Annotated in this window: 22 protein-coding genes; 15 read left to right on the forward strand and 7 right to left on the reverse strand. The window is 43.9% G+C overall.

The genetic code is table 11. From position 1 onward, the window contains the following. Positions 1–18: 18 nt before the first annotated feature. From AC4J95_RS10920 to AC4J95_RS10930, 3 genes are read left to right on the forward strand one after another with little or no spacing between them, the layout of a single operon-like run. The gene (locus AC4J95_RS10920; RefSeq protein WP_494549913.1) at positions 19–621 is read left to right on the forward strand and encodes an MptD family putative ECF transporter S component; all 603 of its coding nucleotides are present in this window, start codon (positions 19–21) and stop codon (positions 619–621) included. A gap of 16 nt (positions 622–637) precedes the next feature. Next, positions 638–1,330 carry an energy-coupling factor transporter transmembrane component T gene (locus tag AC4J95_RS10925; protein WP_494549914.1) on the forward strand — a complete coding sequence of 231 codons (693 nt, stop codon included), beginning with the start codon at positions 638–640 and terminating at the stop codon, positions 1,328–1,330. 3 nt (positions 1,331–1,333) lie between these two features. Continuing rightward, entirely contained in the window at positions 1,334–2,776 is a 1,443-nt protein-coding gene (locus tag AC4J95_RS10930; RefSeq protein WP_494549915.1) for an ABC transporter ATP-binding protein, read from the forward strand. Between the two features lie 901 nt (positions 2,777–3,677). Here AC4J95_RS10930 and AC4J95_RS10935 read toward each other — a convergent pair. From AC4J95_RS10935 to AC4J95_RS10945, 3 genes are all read right to left on the reverse strand, one after another. Continuing rightward, positions 3,678–4,409 (reverse strand): NADP-dependent oxidoreductase, encoded by a 732-nt coding sequence (locus tag AC4J95_RS10935; RefSeq protein WP_494549916.1) that lies wholly within the window; start codon positions 4,407–4,409, stop codon positions 3,678–3,680. A gap of 190 nt (positions 4,410–4,599) precedes the next feature. After that, positions 4,600–4,998 carry a MerR family transcriptional regulator gene (locus AC4J95_RS10940; RefSeq protein ID WP_494549917.1) on the reverse strand — a complete coding sequence of 133 codons (399 nt, stop codon included), beginning with the start codon at positions 4,996–4,998 and terminating at the stop codon, positions 4,600–4,602. Between the two features lie 114 nt (positions 4,999–5,112). Further along, positions 5,113–5,949: an SDR family NAD(P)-dependent oxidoreductase gene (locus tag AC4J95_RS10945; RefSeq protein WP_494549918.1), complete on the reverse strand. Its 837-nt coding sequence runs from the start codon at positions 5,947–5,949 to the stop codon at positions 5,113–5,115. 73 nt (positions 5,950–6,022) lie between these two features. On the opposite strand from AC4J95_RS10945, the gene AC4J95_RS10950 reads away from it, so the two are divergent. Next, complete coding sequence (locus tag AC4J95_RS10950) at positions 6,023–6,373, forward strand: MerR family transcriptional regulator (RefSeq protein ID WP_494549919.1); 351 nt, start codon at positions 6,023–6,025, stop codon at positions 6,371–6,373. A gap of 88 nt (positions 6,374–6,461) precedes the next feature. Here the strand turns inward: AC4J95_RS10950 and AC4J95_RS10955 are convergent, their stop codons facing one another. The 4 genes from AC4J95_RS10955 to AC4J95_RS10970 all read right to left on the reverse strand — a co-directional run bounded on the left by AC4J95_RS10955 (position 6,462) and on the right by AC4J95_RS10970 (position 7,918). Then, positions 6,462–6,734 carry a GNAT family N-acetyltransferase gene (locus tag AC4J95_RS10955; protein ID WP_494549920.1) on the reverse strand — a complete coding sequence of 91 codons (273 nt, stop codon included), beginning with the start codon at positions 6,732–6,734 and terminating at the stop codon, positions 6,462–6,464. 1 nt (position 6,735) lies between these two features. Beyond that, positions 6,736–6,978, reverse strand: coding sequence for a (4Fe-4S)-binding protein (locus AC4J95_RS10960; protein WP_494549921.1), 243 nt, complete (start codon positions 6,976–6,978; stop codon positions 6,736–6,738). Between the two features lie 20 nt (positions 6,979–6,998). After that, positions 6,999–7,589: a TMEM175 family protein gene (locus AC4J95_RS10965; RefSeq protein WP_494549922.1), complete on the reverse strand. Its 591-nt coding sequence runs from the start codon at positions 7,587–7,589 to the stop codon at positions 6,999–7,001. Positions 7,590–7,651: 62 nt separating this feature from the next. After that, entirely contained in the window at positions 7,652–7,918 is a 267-nt protein-coding gene (locus AC4J95_RS10970) for a hypothetical protein (RefSeq protein ID WP_494549923.1), read from the reverse strand. A 97-nt stretch (positions 7,919–8,015) separates the two neighbouring features. Here AC4J95_RS10970 and AC4J95_RS10975 point away from each other — a divergent pair, with 97 nt between their 5' ends. From AC4J95_RS10975 to AC4J95_RS11025, 11 genes are all read left to right on the forward strand, one after another. Further along, positions 8,016–8,459: a GAF domain-containing protein gene (locus tag AC4J95_RS10975; RefSeq protein WP_494549924.1), complete on the forward strand. Its 444-nt coding sequence runs from the start codon at positions 8,016–8,018 to the stop codon at positions 8,457–8,459. Then, a complete protein-coding gene (locus AC4J95_RS10980) occupies positions 8,452–9,438 on the forward strand; it encodes a sensor histidine kinase (protein WP_494549925.1) in 987 nt (328 codons plus the stop codon). The genes AC4J95_RS10975 and AC4J95_RS10980 overlap by 8 nt, the downstream gene beginning before the upstream one ends. Continuing rightward, complete coding sequence (locus tag AC4J95_RS10985; protein WP_494549926.1) at positions 9,435–10,067, forward strand: response regulator transcription factor; 633 nt, start codon at positions 9,435–9,437, stop codon at positions 10,065–10,067. Before AC4J95_RS10980 ends, AC4J95_RS10985 begins: the two co-directional genes overlap by 4 nt. A 40-nt stretch (positions 10,068–10,107) precedes the next feature. Continuing rightward, the gene (locus AC4J95_RS10990; protein ID WP_494549927.1) at positions 10,108–10,806 is read left to right on the forward strand and encodes a sirohydrochlorin chelatase; all 699 of its coding nucleotides are present in this window, start codon (positions 10,108–10,110) and stop codon (positions 10,804–10,806) included. Beyond that, the gene (locus tag AC4J95_RS10995) at positions 10,791–11,234 is read left to right on the forward strand and encodes a precorrin-2 dehydrogenase/sirohydrochlorin ferrochelatase family protein (protein WP_494549928.1); all 444 of its coding nucleotides are present in this window, start codon (positions 10,791–10,793) and stop codon (positions 11,232–11,234) included. The genes AC4J95_RS10990 and AC4J95_RS10995 overlap by 16 nt, the downstream gene beginning before the upstream one ends. A gap of 233 nt (positions 11,235–11,467) precedes the next feature. Continuing rightward, a complete protein-coding gene (gene nirB, locus AC4J95_RS11000) occupies positions 11,468–13,906 on the forward strand; it encodes a nitrite reductase large subunit NirB (protein WP_494549929.1) in 2,439 nt (812 codons plus the stop codon). Then, complete coding sequence (locus AC4J95_RS11005) at positions 13,899–14,213, forward strand: nitrite reductase (NAD(P)H) small subunit (RefSeq protein ID WP_494549930.1); 315 nt, start codon at positions 13,899–13,901, stop codon at positions 14,211–14,213. Before nirB ends, AC4J95_RS11005 begins: the two co-directional genes overlap by 8 nt. A gap of 3 nt (positions 14,214–14,216) precedes the next feature. Continuing rightward, complete coding sequence (cobA, locus tag AC4J95_RS11010) at positions 14,217–15,176, forward strand: uroporphyrinogen-III C-methyltransferase (RefSeq protein ID WP_494549931.1); 960 nt, start codon at positions 14,217–14,219, stop codon at positions 15,174–15,176. Positions 15,177–15,180: 4 nt separating this feature from the next. Beyond that, positions 15,181–16,005, forward strand: coding sequence for a formate/nitrite transporter family protein (locus AC4J95_RS11015; RefSeq protein WP_494549932.1), 825 nt, complete (start codon positions 15,181–15,183; stop codon positions 16,003–16,005). A gap of 16 nt (positions 16,006–16,021) precedes the next feature. Beyond that, positions 16,022–16,918 carry a hydroxymethylbilane synthase gene (gene hemC / locus AC4J95_RS11020; RefSeq protein WP_494549933.1) on the forward strand — a complete coding sequence of 299 codons (897 nt, stop codon included), beginning with the start codon at positions 16,022–16,024 and terminating at the stop codon, positions 16,916–16,918. A 14-nt stretch (positions 16,919–16,932) separates the two neighbouring features. After that, positions 16,933–17,577: a uroporphyrinogen-III synthase gene (locus AC4J95_RS11025; RefSeq protein ID WP_494549934.1), complete on the forward strand. Its 645-nt coding sequence runs from the start codon at positions 16,933–16,935 to the stop codon at positions 17,575–17,577. The last annotated feature ends 450 nt before the right edge of the window (positions 17,578–18,027 follow it).

Consider the following 18,027-nt stretch of genomic DNA (forward strand, 5'->3'; position numbering starts at 1 on the left):
TTGAAGAGGAGCAATCGAATGAAGAAGGAAACGAAGAAACTTATGTCAAAAGATTATTTGACCATTGGCTTATATACAGTCGTAGCGTTTGTGGTGATGATGGTCATGTCCATGGTGACGATACCGGTCATGGCCTGGTTTTACCCCTACGCGACAGCGTTTGTACTGTTTTTCACCTGTCCGATTTACCTATTGATGGCCTTTAAGGTTGGGAAAAGAGGCACGTTGTTGCTTTTTGGCGCGATCAATGGCTTGTTTTACGCCATTATGGGAACCGTCTATATTCTGCCCGTCACCTTATTAGGCGGCTTGATCGGGGAAGGTATTCTGGCGAAAACGAAGGGGTATCGTAAATTAGGCCCCCAAACGGCTGCGTTTACGATCTATAATCTGCTGTATGGGTTCTCAAACTATATGATTTTAGCGATTTCTGCGGACCTGTATCAATCGATGATCAAAAATACAGGCTATACGAACAATTATCTTCACTATATGACTGAACCTTTTTGGATTGTCCTGTCAGTCGTGGTGTTGATCGCTGCGATTGTTCTGGGCTGCTTCTTTGGCTATAAATTATTGAACAAGCATTTTGTAAAAGCTGGCGTGATCAAATCAGCCTAATTTGGAGGAGCCGCTTATGAAAAAGAGTATTGATCCGAGAATCCAATTTCTTTTGTTGATCCTTCAAAGCATTTTCGTCTTATGTGCGCAAATGGATCAGTTGATTTTGCTGAACCTTTTTGCGCTAGCCTATTTAGTCTATGCCGGCTTTTTCAAGACGGCTTGCAAAATGGGGATAGTAATTACCGCAACAGTCGCGTTGTCTGTTTATATCATGCTGTCGGATCAGTCATGGGTGAAGTTTCTCGCCTTTTTATGTTTCCTAGTCTTACGCTTTGCTCCAGTCATTATCATGGCGCGGGTGCTGCAGGAGGTTCCTACAGGCCGCTTGATGGCTGCGATGCAAGCATTGAAGCTGCCGAAAAATTTTATTCTCACCTTAGCAGTGACCCTGCGTTTCTTTCCGATCATCAAGCTGGAAAATGATACGATACAGATGTCCGCACGGCTGCGGGGACTGTCTTATTCTCAACCTAAGAATTGGCTGCGGCCGCTCCAGGCCTTTGAGTATACCTTTGTCCCACTAATGATGCGAACGATGAAGATTACCGATGAGCTGACCGCTTCTGCTATGACCAAGGGCATCGATTGTCCCGGTCAGCGCACCTCGATTTCTCAAACGCGATTGTCAGCCAAAGATGTAGTGCTCGTTGTCATTTTTATCAGCTATGTCGTCTGTATATTTACATTCAAGTTTTGGGAGGTCTAGATGATGAAACAAGCCATTAAGTTACACGATATCTGCTTCAGTTACGACGAGAGCGAACCGCAGCTGAAGCATCTTTCCTTAGAGATCGATAAAGGGGAGTGTGTGCTGATTACGGGCGCATCGGGCTGCGGGAAGACGACCTTGACGCGCTTAATCAACGGTTTGATCCCCCATTATTATGAAGGAGAATTGACTGGGGACCTTCAACTCAATGGTAAAAACGCATCAGAGTTAGCAGATTGGGAATATGGCGAACAAGTAGGTAGTGTCTTTCAAGATGCACGTTCACAATTTTTTACCGCGAACGTGTTAGACGAATTGGCGTTTGCTGCGGAGAACTACCGGCTTGAAGCAGAGAAAATCAATCGACGAGTGGATCAAGTGCTGCAGCACAATCAGATGGATTATTTAAAACAGCGTAAATTGGCGCAGCTATCTAGTGGGGAGAAGCAAAAGGTTGCTATGGCCGCAGTTGAGGTCCACAGTCCTGAGATTTTCGTCTTAGATGAACCTTCTGCGAATCTGGACAATCAAGGGAACGCCCAGCTCGCAGCCACCGTGAAACAGCTGAAGCAAGCTGGCAAAACGATCGTAATTGCTGATCATCGCATTCATTATTTAATGGATGTGGTGGATCGAGTGATTTATATGGCAAATGGAGAAATTCTGACGCAATGGACCATTGAGACGTTTCGCCAATTATCAAAAGCGACTTTGAGTTCCTTTGATATTCGCGAAAAACAGAGCATCTGTCTCACTGAGCTATTGCGTGAAGAAAAAAACATCGACTCTGCGTTTTTAGAATTGGAGGAGCTGACGATCGGTTACCATTCGATGGGACCTAGTTTGATCAAAAATCTTAACCTTCATTTAGACAAGGGTGAGATTGTCTTGATTACTGGACAAAACGGATTGGGAAAAACTACATTGGCTCGTACACTTTGTGGATTAAATAAAGAAAAAGCAGGAACAATCACTGTCAATGGTCAGAAACAATCAATGAAAAAGCGACGAGAGAAATGCTGGTTCGTATTGCAGGATGCAGATTATCAACTATTTTCGGACAGTGTACTAAATGAATTACTACTAGGTACAAAAAAAACGGAGGAGAATTTGGCAAAGGCAGAGCAGCTCCTCAAAGAATTGAATCTCTGGCGATTCAAAGAGCAGCATCCAGCTACCTTATCCGGTGGTCAGAAACAGCGATTAGTCTTTGCGGTCGGTCTGATGCGGGAACCAGAGCTGCTGATCTTAGATGAACCAACTTCAGGCTTGGATGTTGGAAATATGCGGCGTGTGCAACGAATGATCACGAATTACGCGAAAAAAGGAATAACCTTTGTCATTATTACCCATGACTTCGAATTTGCCAAAGGCTTTGGGCGAAGCACGATCCAACTAGAAAAGATGATCTCAAAAAACGCATTACAACCAAATTTAGCATAGTCACTCAAGTTTCGTGCATGCAAAACTTGGATAACTTCTAATGTAGTATCTTCCGTTGACAATTGAACACTGGTTTTGATTTAATCCGCTTTTTTTCAGAGCACACAAAATGAGTCCCCTATGCTTTATAATGAGTTCGACCAAAAACCAAAGCAAGCAAGGGGACTCCTGACTTATGTCAAATCAAACCTCGATTAAAAAGTAATCACTAAATGAGATTTTTGCCATTTTTTCTGAATTGAAGCTTTTTTATCATCTGCGAAAAGTCAGAATCACTAAACAAAAGGGCTGTGTAACCACCTTTGATAGGGAAAATCTTTTTCCTATCCTTGTCATTATCCAGCAGGTGTTAAAAAAATTACGTGAAACACTAGAATAATACACATGAGATTTTTGTCAGATGTAACAAAGAAATTTACGGCTACTTTTCATTTGATGAAGGGTAGCTCTTTGTATTTTTTACCCACTTTACTATGCGAGTGGCTCAAGAGAGCTTCCAATGTGGAATCAAAAAAACTCCTAAAAGTGACAAACAGATGATAGTTTTCGACCACATCACAATCCTGCTTAGGAAGGCACTTTCAAAAAAGGTTACTGATAAGTTTAAGGACCAGTGATAAAATTAGATAACAAAAAATGAACACCCACAAAAGTGGAGATTAGCCGTCAAATATTGGTCGCTAATCTCCATTTTGCATAGTTATTCCAGTGCTTTTTTAGGATTTCAAAAAAACTGAGCTTTTTCAGTATCCCTAAATTTTAGTTCATATTTTTGCATTAAAATAGAAAAGCCTGAGTAGTTATGGAAAATAGAGTGGACGATGTGAACGAAAAAATCAATTGTCTTTATGGGAAAATCCTTCTTCCACGATACTCATAGGCCGGATCAAGTAAGTGATTATTAGTCCTTCACATGAATGACGATTTTTCCTGCAAGCGTTAAGTTGGCAAGAGCAGTCAAGTCTTCAGACGTACCATTGGTAAATTGGAAGCTGACTTGTTTCTGCTGATCCTGCTGCTGTTCAGGAGTAGGCTGTGCTGCCACGGTAACGAGTTTTCCATCAGATTTTAAGACTTTTAAGCCAGTCTCAATGTCACCTGCTGTATCAAAAACGGCATCATAATCCTGTAAAATATCTGCTGGAGAGACCTGATTGTAGTCGATAATTTCATCAGCTCCTAGTCGCTTCAACAGCTCATGATGAGAAGGACTCGCAGTTGCTGCTACATAAGCACCCGAAGCTTTAGCAAGCTGAACAGCGATCAAACCAACACCGCCAGCACCACCTTGGATCAATATTTTTTGTCCTGCCTGTACGTTTAAGTTCTTCACAATGGCACAATAGGCAGTCAATCCGGCAATCGGTAACGCAGCTGCTTTGTCAAAGGAGAGACCGGCAGGGATTGGAGCGATCAAATCGGGCGTCGTGATTACATATTCGCTGTATGAACCGTTATTTCCTGGGCGTACGGTTGGTGCATTGCCAAAAACAGGATCGCCCACTTTATACCCAATCACATTTTCACCCACTTCCGCAACGATCCCAGCAAAATCCCAACCTAGTACAATGGGAAAAGTCCAGAGCTCATTAAAAGGTTTATCCAGCATTCCTAACCGACCAGCGATATCCATAGGATTGATACTAAATGCATGGTTGGTTATCAAAACTTCATTTTTTTGCAGCGTTGGTTGAGCAAGTCCGTCATTTGTAATTCTTTGGCTGCACCGAATTGATGAATAGCGATTGTTTTCATTCTATGACCTTCTTTCCACTTTAATCCCATCATAAACTATGGGGTCAACACCATAGCAACCAATTTGGCTATTTTTTATTCGAAGGATTTGGATTGTTGAGAAAATCAATTTTTTGATCAATAAATGCTGTGATTTCAACTAACTGCTGCATATGTTCTTGAAGGGAGGTTTTATAATCTTGCAAGATTTTCAAGTGTTTCTCTATGGAATCTTCCTCAGAAATCTCTCGCAACAAGGCTAGGTCCATTCCGATATACTGAAAAACCTTGACCATCTGCAGGCGTTGAAGATTGTTAGCAGAGTATCGGCGATAATTGTTTTTATCTCGTTGAATAGGACCTAAGATATCCAGTTTTTCATAATAACGCAAGGCTTCTTTGGTAAAGCCAGTAATCGCTATGACTTCCTTAGTAGAGAATTCTGCTTGCTCTTTAGGAATATCAAATAATTGAAATATCGGCATCATGTTTAATCCTTTCTTTAGACACTAGGACCAGAGACTGCAAAGATGGTTCGAGCCTCTGACTTTAGTGTACGCTATTTCTAAAACTTGGTACAAGTGATTCCTACTACGTACAAACTACAATTGTTCACTATTTTCCCACCAATGGTCAGCCATTTGTGTTGAGAACTGGGCCGGAAGGGGAACTATTTTTCCCGATTCATTAAAGAACTGTCCGCTTGTCTGGCCTAGTGCTGGCTCTGTGGCTAAATACGCACCGATGGGAGGATTTTTCTTAGATAGTCGCGCGAGCAGCGGACCGACTATTTTCAATAAACGACTACTATCCTCTGCCCCATAACTAGAGTCAGGGATGTTTCCGGGATGAAAAATATTTACTGTGACCCTTGTATCCTTCAATACTTGAGCCAATTTTTGTGTAAGCAGGATTCGGCCAACTAAAGCCTCACCAGTGATCTGCATCCCGCTGTAATTTTCGGAACTGGGAATAGGTTGAGGCGCGCTTACTTTAAGTCGACGAACGAGGATGGGCAAAGCGCCCACCATGAGAATGCGACCTTGTTCCGCTTTTTCTAAAAGCGGCAGCAGAGCATTGAGCAGCCAGAAATGGGACAAGTAATTTAAAACAAAATTTTGATCGTAACCAGTTTTGGTGAATTGTTGCGTGGGCTGCATAATCCCAATTGAACTGATCAGGACATCGATCTGATCAATGGTTTCACTAAGCGCTTTACTTAACTTAATGACGGCAGCTTTGGTACTTAAATCGGCTTGAATGAAAGCGATGTCTGGATTATGAGTGGCTTGCTGCAATTGCTGCACGGCTTGCTCGCCTTTGGTTGCATTGCGGGCGACAATAAGAATTTCGTAATCTTTCTGAGCTAAGTCTTGCGCCGTTTTTTTGCCCACTCCTGAATTTCCACCAACGATTAAAGCAATTTTTTTATTTGTCATTTGAAAGTCTCCTTGTTTTTATGTTTTGATGATTGTAAACTATGAAGTACACTTTATAGCAAGGAGAATTTTCATGAAGCAGCAATATTATTCGGCAGAGCAAGCCGCGCAAATGGTTGGTATATCCAAAGCCGCTTTACGTTATTATGAGAAAAACAATATCATTGGTCCGATTGCGCGAGATGAACACGGCTATCGACGTTATACTGCAGATGATCTGGATTGGATCAAAGTGATCATTCTGATTCGAGAAATTGGTATTCCGGTAAAAAGCTTAGTTGGCAGTCGAGATGCCAGTATGCGTGAGCGCGTGGATTATTTGAAAGAATATCGCCAAACCGTTCGAGCGGAAATAAAAAAGTTGGAACAAGCCGATAAACTTTTGGTCGCTAAAATCGACTACTTAATAACCAATGAATTGTAATTTTTTACTAAACCGATTTGTGGAAAGAAAAAAATACCTCATGCAAACCGCTACCTCGTTAGAGAAATAGCGACTTACATGGGATATTTTACCCTCTCAACACATCAGCATACGCGGATTTCAAATAGAATTCCTTCTGAGCAAAGGGGCACAAGGGGAGGATCTTTTTGTTTTCTCTGCGGGCTTTTTTGACGCCCTCGAAAACTAAAGCTTCGGCATAGCCTTTTCCGCGATTGGAGTCGTCAACAAACGTATGATCAATGATAAAGAGGTGTTCACCGGCATCGGACCAGGTCATTTCACCAATTTCATGGTCGTTTTCTGTCAAAACAAATCGATTTTTTTCTTCTCTGATCTCCATTTTAATTGTCTCCTTTGGCGATATATTGCAACGCCCCGCTTGGACATGAAGTGATGATTTCCTTGAGCTGCTGCGGTTCTCCGTTATTTGGCAGGATCCAAGGTTTTCTGCCGACTTCAAATACTTGCGGATTCCCTTTGACACATTTTGCCGCGTGTTGGCACATGTCCTTATGATAATACACATCGAGCTGCTCACCAGCGTATTTTCGATAGCCTTGATTTAGTAATTCAGCTTCCTTCATATATGATCTCCTTTTTTTGGCTACTTGGAAAGCAGCTCTTTTTCAAATTTTTCGACCGCCTTTTCCGGGATCACCCATAGTAATAAGCCCAATCCATTGACGATCAAGATCAAGGATGGGGAGACAAAGATTCCCAATAAAATCGCCAAGACATTCAAAGCTAGTGTGGCTGCCGATTTAGTATAGGAAGAAAAAATGGCGTGGACGGCTGAGCCTTGACCATTCTTTTTGACCAGTGTCCGACTCAATAAGTAATAGCTGCTGTCTGCAACCAGCAGCATGATGCCATAGAGCAGCTGCGGTGCCAGTGCGGTCGGAAATTCACTGACCCAAGATGTGGCGAAGGGAAAGAGGGTCAGTGAAAAGATCAGCAGATTATTGGCCCATAATGTCCAGCCGCTGATTTTTTCGACAACCTGGAATAGGTGGTGATGATTATTCCAATAAATCGATAAAATAGTGAAGCTCACGATATAAATAACTAGCTCGTGTTCGATCCCTTTAAAGGAATGGAAGGTCTCCCCTGCGGGTGTATGCAATTCCAATACTAAAATGGTCATCACGATCGCAATGATCGCATCGGTAAACGCCTCTAAACGATTCTTCGACATAAGACACCTCCCTCGTAGTCTAATTTGTCAGATCGATTCATGTCTTGCTTACTCTTAGTTATTCAAGAACCATGATCGACATTATCATAACAATAACGACGAGGACATGCTGTTTCTTCTTTTGGGATTTTTATAAAAAAAAGAATAGCTTTTTTGCAGATTGAAAGGTATTGCCTGTCTAACGCTGCGGCTGAAAAATGCATTTCATCCGTTTGATTTTGTTGAACAGGTATATCTAGTCTGTTTCTGGATTTCCCAGTAACGTATTCATTTGAGCATGCCTCTTTAATAAGAAGTAACCCAAAATTTGTCGATTCAGCCCACTCCATTTATAGCTATTCGTCCTAAGACTTTGGTATGATAATAGTGAATGTATGAATGACTAATAAGTCTAGACTAAAAATACAGGGAATTGGAGCAATTAGTATGAACACGATTCAAATATGGCTGCAAGAACAGCAGAAGCAAGGAAGGTTTGATTTTGTTGGGATCGCCTGCGATGTGGCGCAAAAGAATGAACCTAAAGAGATTCGCTGGCTGTATGTCGCCGGCAATCAGAGTGAAGCCTACAAACGAATTCGCCTGCAGGTAGGTCGAGGGATCGCTGGCATCGTCTGGAAAACAGCCCGTGCACAGCTGGATGAAGAAATCCTTCAACAGCCAGAAAAATTGATCGAGTATCCTATCGCACGATTGGAAAAGCTGCAAACAGCACTAGCAATTCCGATCATGGATGCAGGCGAGGTCAGCGCTGTTCTGATGGGCGGCTATCGTGAGAAGCGTTCGTTCAGTTCGCGGCAAAGAGATTACTTAGAAACAGCCGCGGTTGAATTGGGCCACTTGTTGAAGGAGGAAGGGCAAAATGATTGAGTTGCCGGAGTCATTATTTCAGCTCATCCAAGAGGCAATCTGGATTTTAGGAAAAGCAGATGAATTGATCGCAGTAACCAAAGCGGGACAGCAAATGGAACAAAATTATCAAGTGAAGATACCCGCGATTTTAGAAATTAGCCGCGGCAAAGGATGCGCCTTGCATAGCACAAAAGAAGAGTGCTTGAATTGTTCGCTGCCGGAACAAATTTCGCCAACGGGATTTCCCTTTGTTCTACTAAATTCAAAGGGGCAGGAGGAAGAGTTTTGGGGCAGTGTCAATCGTGAGGGGGACTGTCAAATCTTGGAAATTCAAGCGCGAAGGACAACCTTAAATGAGGTCTCCTTTTTCGATTACTTAAATAGCGCGCGTGAATATGAGCGAAAGAAGATCGCACAGGATCTGCACGACGGCATCGCCCAAAGTGTCTATAGTTTGATGCTGGAGACCCAGGGATTAAAATGGCTGTCAGAGGAAGAGCAGACGGAGAAATTCAAGCGTATCCATCAGCATTTTTCGGAAGTCTTGTCCGAAATCAAGAATCTGGCGAGTGAGTTACGTCCGCTGGAGATTGATGCTTTCGGTTTAGTCCACGCTTTGGAGCAGTTTAGTGAGCGAACGAGCGAAATGACTGGATTTGAGATTGAATTGATGGTCATTGGTGAAGAACAACGAATCAATGAAGCGATTCGCATCACGATCTATCGGATTATTCAGGAAGCAGTAACTAACGCGATGAAGTATTCAGGCGAGAACCAAGTGCGTGTCCAACTGTGTTTCGAAGAAAAGGAATTATTCATCGAGATACATGACCAAGGGATCGGCTTTGGTTCACAGGGGCAAGCAAAAGGGTTTGGTTTGATCAATATGAAGGAGCGCGCGCATTCGATTCACAGCGAGCTGATCATTTCCTCTAAACCACAGCAGGGGACACTTATCCAGCTTCGAGTCCCTTTAAGAGAGGGGCGAGAAGAGTGAAGATTTTAATTGCTGATGATCATGTCATGATTCGAAATGCACTGGCCTTCCTAGTCAATACACAGCCGGATATGGATGTGGTAGCAGATGCTGCCGATGGTCACGAGGCATTCATGCTTGTTGAGAATAGTCCGATTGATCTCGTGTTGATGGATATCAGCATGCCCCCCGGTGAGAACGGTTTATTGACGACAAAACGGCTGAAGGAGACCTTTCCCGAGGTCAAAGTGATCATTTTGACTATGTATGATGATCATTCTTATGTACGTGAAGCCATGGAGGCAAACGCTGATGGCTTCATTCTTAAAACGGCGAATGATGAGACACTGATCAAAACGATTCGTAAGGTTTATGGCGGGGAACGTTACTACGATGGCTATACCGAGCAGGAATTAAGTGAGATCACCTTGGAAAAAGAAGACCCTCTCTATGCCAGTCTCTCCAAACGTGAAAAGGAAGTATTGCCGTTGGTCGCTTTAGGCTATAACAACAAACAGATCGCCGAAAAACTGTTCATTTCTGTAAAAACAGTGGAGGTGCATAAAGCCAACATCCGAAAAAAATTAAAGCTGGAAAGCTATGCGAGTTTATTGCACTATAGCTTAAAGAATCATCTGATTGATTTTTAACGCAGCAGGATCAAAAATAGTCAAAGTCAGGAGCAGATAAATGATCGGAATTATCTTTGTTTTACATGGACGTAAAAATAAAATCGCTACAGCCAATCTATCAGTGATTGAGGAGGTAGCCAAGGGGTTCCCATATCCTTATGAAATCGGGTTATTGGAGGGCTCCTTTCAAACGCTGGAGGAGGCGATCCAGTCATTGCTGAAGCAGGGAGTTGCAAAAGTCGTCTTTTTACCGGTGTTGCTTTTTCCCGCAACGCATGCCAATGAAGATTTACCAGACCGAGCCAAACGACTGCTTGAAAAGAAGCTGCCCTATCAGATTTTGTCCACTTTAGGTACAACCAAGGCGGTCGAGGATTTCATTGTGGAGCAAATTCGTTCTGTGGAAGACCCTAATATGGAGGTCCTTTTGATTGCTCATGGGACGCCCCACTATCCAGAACCTCTTCAGCAATTAAGCCAAATCGCGCAGAGCGTCGAACGGCAGGTCGGACGAAGGGGCTATTCTGCGGGTTATTATGGTGAACGGACCTATCAGCAGGTTTTACAGGAGCATCCGAATCCCCTGATTATTCAGCGCTTATTTCTTACGGAGGGTTATTTGGCTAAAAAAATAAAGCAGGAACTGATTGACCAAAGAGGGGGGCAAGATGTTTTCCTGCCAACTATGCAAAATAGTGAGGCTTTGGCGGCAGCGATTGCTGAACGATTAGAGGAAATTTCATGTATCCAGTCATGATCGATATAAAAAAATTCTCTGTTTTGGTTATTGGCGGCGGAAGAATCGCGACTAGAAAGGCAAAAGGTTTGGTGGAAGCAGGTGCGGTCCCCACGATTATAGCGCCGGAATTCACGGCGGAGATCAAAGCCTTAGCAGAGGATAAACGAGTGAGTTTGAAACAGCGCGTCTTTCGCAAGGGTGATACGAAAGACTTTCAATTCGTCTTTATTTGTACGGATGATGCACGCGCAAATCAGCAAATAGCGGCAGAAACAACAACGGAGCAATTGGTCAATGATACCACGCAGCAATCACGCGGTAATTTCTTCAACATGGCGGTGATCAGAGATGAAGCCTTCGAGGTCGCGGTTTCAACACGGGGCAAGTCACCCGCCCAAGCAAAACAGCTAAAAGAAAAACTAAGCGGATTTTTGAAGCAGCTGTGAAGAAATCTTCAACTACAAGTAACGAATAGGTAGTTTCTAAAAGTGACTTCGCAAATTTCGGCTTATTTCACCAGAAGCTATTATATTAAACGCAATTTAATCAGAAAAGGGTGTGGGACAAGACTTTTGTCACACACCCTTTTTTATGAATAAATAGGGGATTCCCTTATATAAAAAACGATTCAATTCATTTATTGTGAGGGTGTGAACAAATAGAAGCCGAGGTGGAGAGATTGAAAGAACGTTTAGTAGTCATTGGAAATGGGATGGCTGGGGTACGTACAGTAGAAGAAATTTTAGAACGTGATGCTGATCGGTATGCGATAACGATCATTGGCAATGAGCAATACCCAAATTACAATCGAATCATGCTTTCGAACGTATTACAAAAAAAGATGACGGTCGATGAGATCATCACAAATCCAATGGAATGGTACCTTGAAAATCAGATTACACTGATTAATGCCGATCCAGCCGTCGGTATCGATAAGGACGTGAAAACTGTCACAACCGAGTCGGGCAAGGTGCTGCCGTATAACAAAATTATTTTTGCGACAGGCTCTCATCCATTTATCCTGCCGATTCCCGGCGCAGATAAGGAAGGAGTGGTAGCCTTTCGCACGATCGATGATACAGCCGAGATGCTGGCAGCAGCTGCTAAATATAAGAAGGCAGTAGTTATCGGTGGCGGCTTGTTAGGTCTTGAAGCAGCGAAAGGATTGCAGGAGCAAGGCATGGATGTAACGGTCGTTCATTTAGCGAAGTGGCTGATGGAGACCCAGCTGGATGAAAAAGCCGGCAATTTACTACAAGCGGAGTTAGAAGACCAAGGGCTGCACTTTTTGATGGAGCATAGTACCCAAGAAATTTTGGGAGAAGAACGCGTGACTGGCATGCGTTTTGCAAATGGGACAGAGCTCGAGACTGATTTGATCGTAATGTCGATCGGGATTCGTCCAGCGGTTGAATTGGCGCGTGAAATTGGCTTGACGGTCAATCGCGGGATCGTCGTAAATGACTACATGGAGACCAGTTTGCCGGATATTTACGGCGTTGGTGAATGTGTCGAGCATAACGGCGTTTGCTACGGCTTAGTGGCGCCATTATTCGAGCAGGGGAAAATTTTGGCGGATCTTTTGACCGATCAGCCGGAGATCAAAGCCTATCAAGGCTCAAAAACCTTCACTTCCCTAAAAGTTTCAGGTGCTGACCTGTATTCAGCGGGGAATATCTTGAATACAGAAGGCATGGACAGTATCGAGGCATTCGATAGTGCCTCTAGAAAATACAAGAAGATCTTCTTAAAGGATGGAAAAATCCAAGGGATCGTTCTTTACGGCGAAACGGATGATGGCAGTCGCTACTATAATTTGATGAAAAAGGGTCAAGAGATCAGCGAGCTTGATCTTCAAACGATCGCAGTCCTGCAGGCAGTCGGAGAAGGGGCTGGTATGGGTGCCGATGTCATCGAATGGGAAGACGATGAGACCGTTTGTGGCTGTAATGGCGTAGATAAGGGGTCAATCCTACGCTCGATTCGCGAGAAGGGCTTGACCAGCGTCGCAGAAGTAGGGAAAGTGACCAAAGCCGGTACCTCCTGTGGGAAATGTAAGCCGCAGGTTCAAACCTTATTGGAATATGAACTTGGTGACGCGGTCACGACGGCTACCGGTATTTGTCCGTGTACCGATTTGAATCGTGATCAGGTCGTTACGCAAATCTATGGAAAGCATTTGATTAGTACGAATGAGGTATTTGCTGAATTGGGATGGCGCAATCCAGAAGGCTGTTCGAAATGTCGTCCAGCGGTGAACTTTTATCTGAATGTGGCTTGGCCGGCAGAGCACGAGGATGAAAGAGATTCTCGTGTCGTCAATGAACGAATGCACGCCAATATCCAAAAAGACGGAACCTTCTCAGTCATTCCAAGAATGCGCGGCGGACAAACGACTCCGCAGCAATTAATGAAGATCGCACAGGTAGCTGAAGCTTACGATGTTCCGCTAGTCAAGGTGACGGGATCGCAACGAATCGGTCTTTATGGAGTGAAAAAGGCAGATCTGCCAAAAATTTGGGCGGAGCTGGACATGGTAGCGGCGCAAGCCTATGGCAAAGTATTCCGATCAGTGAAGACGTGTGTCGGTCAAAGCTTCTGCCGCTTCGGTACCCAAAAAACGATGGAGCTAGGGATTGAGATCGAAAAGCATTTTGAATACATCGATACACCTCATAAGTTCAAAGTCGGGGTTTCAGGCTGTCCACGAAGCTGTGTAGAATCAGCGGTGAAGGATTTTGGCATCATCAGTGTCGAAAACGGCTTCCAAATCCTGATCGGCGGAAATGGCGGAACCGAGTTGGTCGAAGCACAGCATCTTGTGACGGTTGAGACGGAGGAAGAAGTCATCGATCTATGTGGTGCGATGCTACAATATTACCGTGAAACAGGGATCTATGGTGAACGGACAGCGCCTTGGGTCGAGCGGATGGGCTTTGAAAATGTCAAGACAGTTCTGTTAGACCCTGAAAAACGTCAAGCACTTTGGAAGAGCTTAAATGCGGCGATTGCCACAAAAGGCCGGAAGGATGCTTGGCAGCCAATCACCAAAGACCTTGATTTAAGGGAAAAAATGTATACGATCGAAAAACCAGAACTAGTGGGAGTAGGTGATTAATTTGTCAAAATTATTAGCAACGAAAAAAACTAAGCTGATCCCGCGGATCGGCCGATCGGTTGTTTTAGCGGATCAAAAGATCGCGGTCTTTGAATTGTCTGATGGCAGAGTGTTCGCGATTGAGGACTATTGTCCTTTGACCAAGGGACCGGTCTTGGAGGGCATTGTCTCAGGCGAGTATCTATATGAGCCAATGCGTGAGTATAAGATCTCGTTAGTCGATGGAAAGATTCAAGAACCGGATGAGGGGCAAGTAAAGACCTATCCTATAGAAATCGTTGAAGACGATATCTATATCGAGGTCTAGCCAATGATTTCCTTTGTTGGCGCCGGCCCCGGTGATCTTGAATTACTGACCGTTAAGGGGAAACGGCGGCTACAGGAAGCCGATGCGGTCATCTACGATCGCTTAGTCAATCCGCTGCTGCTGTTTTATTGCAAAGCCGATTGTGCGCTGATTTATGTTGGAAAAACCCCTTACCAAAACAGTATGAAGCAGGAAGCCATCAATCAGCTTCTGATTGATACAGAAAAGAAGTATGCCCAGGTCGTTCGCTTAAAGGGAGGCGACCCGGGGATTTTCGGCCGCTTGACCGAAGAACTCGAAGCCGTCACCAGTGAGGGAATTTCCTTTGAAATCATTCCTGGAATCACGGCGGCCAGCGGAACGGCTGCTTACAATGGGATTTCTTTAACAGAAAGAGCACGGGCAAGAGCCGTCACTTTCATGACTGGGCATGTAAAAGAAAATGAAATCGCGGCTTTTCCAGTCTTAACCAAAGAACAAACACTCTGCGTATACATGGGAGTCGAGGCACTGCCCAGTTTCATTACGCATTTGTCTAGCAACGGTTTTTCCCCAAGAACCGAAATCTCCGTCATCAGTTGGGGAACCTACGGGCGGCAAAAGAAAGTGACTGGGACCTTATCAACGATTTTACCAATGATCGCTGAAGCGGGGCTCAAAAACCCAGCGATGATCCTGATCGGTGAGGTGGTTTCGAGTGAGCAAAAATTTAATTGGTTCGAAAAACTACCTAAATATGGTCTGCGGTGTCTGCTTGTATCGACCCGCTCGCCAACGATCGACGAGCTGCTTCAGTATACAAGTGTTGGCGCGGATGTCTGGTGGCATCAGGTAGGCGAAAAACGGGATATGAGATTCGACAGCATCAGTGACCGGTATTTAGCCGAACAGTCCTTTGAACAGATCATTTTTATGGAACAAGCAGCCGAAGGATTATTTTTAAATAAGCAAAGAGGAGAGTAAAAATATGTCTTTATCACCAAAAGATTTAGTGGATGAAGCGATCGCGAGAGGTAAGGCGAAAGCGAATTATAGTTTTCTAACAATTGCCGTATTAGGGACGATGGCCGGAGTATTTATCGGGTTAGCCGGTGTTGCCATGATTCGGACGATGGGGTCCATGCCAAAAGAATGGGGAACCCTAGTAAACTTATTAGGCGCGGTCGTTTTTCCCTTTGGCTTGATTTGTTTACTGCTGGTTGGCGGCGAATTAGTGACCGGAAACATGCTGGCAGTCAGCATGGCGCTTTATGCCAAAGAAATCACTTTGAAGCAATGGGCTCGTAATATGTTTTTAGTCACCCTTTTCAATTTGGTTGGAGCATTGGCCGTAGCCATCTTCTTTGGCTATTTTTCAAATACGTTACAGGGAGCTTTTGTGGATCGTACCATCGCGGTAGCCCAGGGACGTGTGGCAGATGGACCGTTACAGGCGTTTTTATCAGGGATTGCCTGCAATATCTTAGTTTGCACAGGGGTCTATATGAACATGGCGTCACGCGATTTTATTGGAAAAATCTTTGGTACCTGGCTGCCTGTCGCTGGTTTTGTCATCGCAGGTTACCAGCACGTAGTGGCAAATATGTTCCTTATCGCTACTGGCGTACTAGCCGGGGGAGTAACGATTGGACAATTTGTTGAGAACATGATTTTCGTATGGTCAGGCAATTTGGTTGGCGGCGGTGTCATTCTGGCGGGCATGTATTTTCTAGCCTTCAAAGTGGGCATGAAGCCAAAATCGCAAAAATTGGAAAATGACGAGCCTTCCCCTATAATAGTGGAGGAAAAATAATAGATCGAGGAATCCTATGAGACGATTAAAAGTGGGCACACGAAAAAGCCCCTTGGCGATGAAGCAAACACAGATAGTCGTGAACTTACTAAAAGAAAAATGTCCGTCATTGGAAATTGAGGTCGTCGGACTTTCAACCAAAGGAGATCGTCTGCAGCAGGCACCTTTAACTCAAATCGGAGGAAAAGGTGTCTTTGTTAAGGAAGTAGAATATCAATTACAACAAAAGCAGATCGACTTTGCCGTACATAGCTTAAAGGATATGCCCGCTATTCTACCAGCGGATCTTATGCTAGCCGCCACACCTAAACGGGCGATGCCGCTGGATTGCTTGATTTTAAAGGATCAAAACGTGCTAAAAAGTCAACAGGAGCTCGTTATTGGTACCAGCAGCATTCGTAGAGCCAAGCAATTAGGTCTAAGATATCCCCAGATGCGTTTTGTCCCGATTCGCGGGAAGATCGAAACGCGCTTAGAAAAAATGCTCAGCGAAAAAATGGACGGGACAGTTTTGGCCTGTGCCGGCTTAGAACGGATGAACTATTTTGCCAGCCTGCCAGCCTATCAAATATTGGCACCGGAAGTATGTGTCCCGGCAATCGGTCAGGGGACATTAGGGGTGGAATGCCGAAGGGAAGATCACGAGCTATCCGCATTATTAGCAGAAATCACTGATCCTCAAACTCAGGAAGCTGCCAACGCTGAGCGTTTTTATTTGGCGGAAATGAATGGGAATTGTGACATCCCAATCGGTGCTTTCACAGAAAAAATAGGCAACACTTGGGATTTTTTTGCCTTTTTAGCCGAGAATCTGGAGGATCGAGGCAGAAAGATTCATTTGACAGGAAGTGATCCGTTATTATTAGCAAAACAAGCAGTGGGCCAGTTACTGCCCCAAAAACCCTGCTGTTAACACGAGGTATCGGATTGAATGCGGAGGACGCGGCCTTTTTTGAACGCTTGAATTTTCAAGTTGAGCTGCTGCCGCTAACGTCGATCCATTTCAATGGGATGCACCATCAGCAGCTCCAACAAGTAAGAGCCAGCCAATGGATTTTCTTCACGAGTCAGACTGCTGTAGAGCAGACATTGTTGGTCGCTGATCCCAGAACAAAGATCGCTGTGATCGGTACAAAAACGGCGCAGAAGGTCAGAAAATTGGGCTTTGAACCGACCTTCATCAGTTCGATTGAGACCAAACAGGCCATGCTATCTGAATGGAAGGAAAAATACCCGTCTCCCACGACAATCTTTTATCCTAAAAGTCAGCTAGCGGATCATTATTTAGAGGAACAACTTGGAAATCATTATCAAGTCCATTCTTATATTTCTTATGAGAATCGCTTTCCCCAGACATCAAGGGAGCGCTTAAAAAAACTGCTGTCTGACAAAAAATTCCAAGCAGTCTATCTAACTAGTCCTTCAGCCTGGCGACGCTTTTATTCGGTGTATCGTCTTTTTGATTACGAGTTAGAGATTATTGTCATTGGAGAAACAACTAGAAGAGTCGTTTTCAATGACGGGTATGCTAGTCGGTTGCTCTCAAACTTTGCGGCTGTTGAGCAGGTTTAGCTCACTGGTAAAAAAAACATATACCAAAAAAATTGGCATGATGGGTATAATAGTAAGAGATTAATCGCTCTTTCAGCATGAGACCCGTCAACCAAAACATTATTTAATGACTGGGTCCCATGAATTAAAGTATTTATTTTGCTTGTGATTGATTATCTCTGAAGGAAATAGGGAGATATCGTTGACGAGTCTTGTAAACAGCTGCTATCTATTCTTGTTTTAAAATAAAGCAAAAAAATGAGCGTGTATTCATCCCATAAGAATAGAAAGCTTGTCTAAAAAAAGTTATTGACACAGTAATGAAAGCGTGTTAGTCTCAAGTTGTTCAATTGAATAAGCATCGTAAAAAGGGAAACCTAGATGCCTCTTTACAAATTTGTATTGAGTTCAGGGTAGTAATCATATTAAGTTGTGAGCTAGACCTATCTTCCATATTTTGGGGAGATAGGT

Source organism: Enterococcus sp. GPZ-007 (assembly GCF_059374735.1).

Bases quoted from the DNA above. Each gene is read 5' to 3' on its own strand.
- AC4J95_RS10920 (WP_494549913.1), top strand. From the start codon at position 19: ATGAAGAAGGAAACGAAGAAACTTATGTCAAAAGATTATTTGACCATT.
- AC4J95_RS10925 (WP_494549914.1), top strand. From the start codon at position 638: ATGAAAAAGAGTATTGATCCGAGAATCCAATTTCTTTTGTTGATCCTT.
- AC4J95_RS10930 (WP_494549915.1), top strand. From the start codon at position 1,334: ATGAAACAAGCCATTAAGTTACACGATATCTGCTTCAGTTACGACGAG.
- AC4J95_RS10935 (WP_494549916.1), bottom strand. From the start codon at position 4,409: ATGGATATCGCTGGTCGGTTAGGAATGCTGGATAAACCTTTTAATGAG.
- AC4J95_RS10940 (WP_494549917.1), bottom strand. From the start codon at position 4,998: ATGATGCCGATATTTCAATTATTTGATATTCCTAAAGAGCAAGCAGAA.
- AC4J95_RS10945 (WP_494549918.1), bottom strand. From the start codon at position 5,949: ATGACAAATAAAAAAATTGCTTTAATCGTTGGTGGAAATTCAGGAGTG.
- AC4J95_RS10950 (WP_494549919.1), top strand. From the start codon at position 6,023: ATGAAGCAGCAATATTATTCGGCAGAGCAAGCCGCGCAAATGGTTGGT.
- AC4J95_RS10955 (WP_494549920.1), bottom strand. From the start codon at position 6,734: ATGGAGATCAGAGAAGAAAAAAATCGATTTGTTTTGACAGAAAACGAC.
- AC4J95_RS10960 (WP_494549921.1), bottom strand. From the start codon at position 6,978: ATGAAGGAAGCTGAATTACTAAATCAAGGCTATCGAAAATACGCTGGT.
- AC4J95_RS10965 (WP_494549922.1), bottom strand. From the start codon at position 7,589: ATGTCGAAGAATCGTTTAGAGGCGTTTACCGATGCGATCATTGCGATC.
- AC4J95_RS10970 (WP_494549923.1), bottom strand. From the start codon at position 7,918: ATGGAGTGGGCTGAATCGACAAATTTTGGGTTACTTCTTATTAAAGAG.
- AC4J95_RS10975 (WP_494549924.1), top strand. From the start codon at position 8,016: ATGAACACGATTCAAATATGGCTGCAAGAACAGCAGAAGCAAGGAAGG.
- AC4J95_RS10980 (WP_494549925.1), top strand. From the start codon at position 8,452: ATGATTGAGTTGCCGGAGTCATTATTTCAGCTCATCCAAGAGGCAATC.
- AC4J95_RS10990 (WP_494549927.1), top strand. From the start codon at position 10,108: ATGATCGGAATTATCTTTGTTTTACATGGACGTAAAAATAAAATCGCT.
- AC4J95_RS10995 (WP_494549928.1), top strand. From the start codon at position 10,791: ATGTATCCAGTCATGATCGATATAAAAAAATTCTCTGTTTTGGTTATT.
- cobA (WP_494549931.1), top strand. From the start codon at position 14,217: ATGATTTCCTTTGTTGGCGCCGGCCCCGGTGATCTTGAATTACTGACC.
- AC4J95_RS11015 (WP_494549932.1), top strand. From the start codon at position 15,181: ATGTCTTTATCACCAAAAGATTTAGTGGATGAAGCGATCGCGAGAGGT.
- hemC (WP_494549933.1), top strand. From the start codon at position 16,022: ATGAGACGATTAAAAGTGGGCACACGAAAAAGCCCCTTGGCGATGAAG.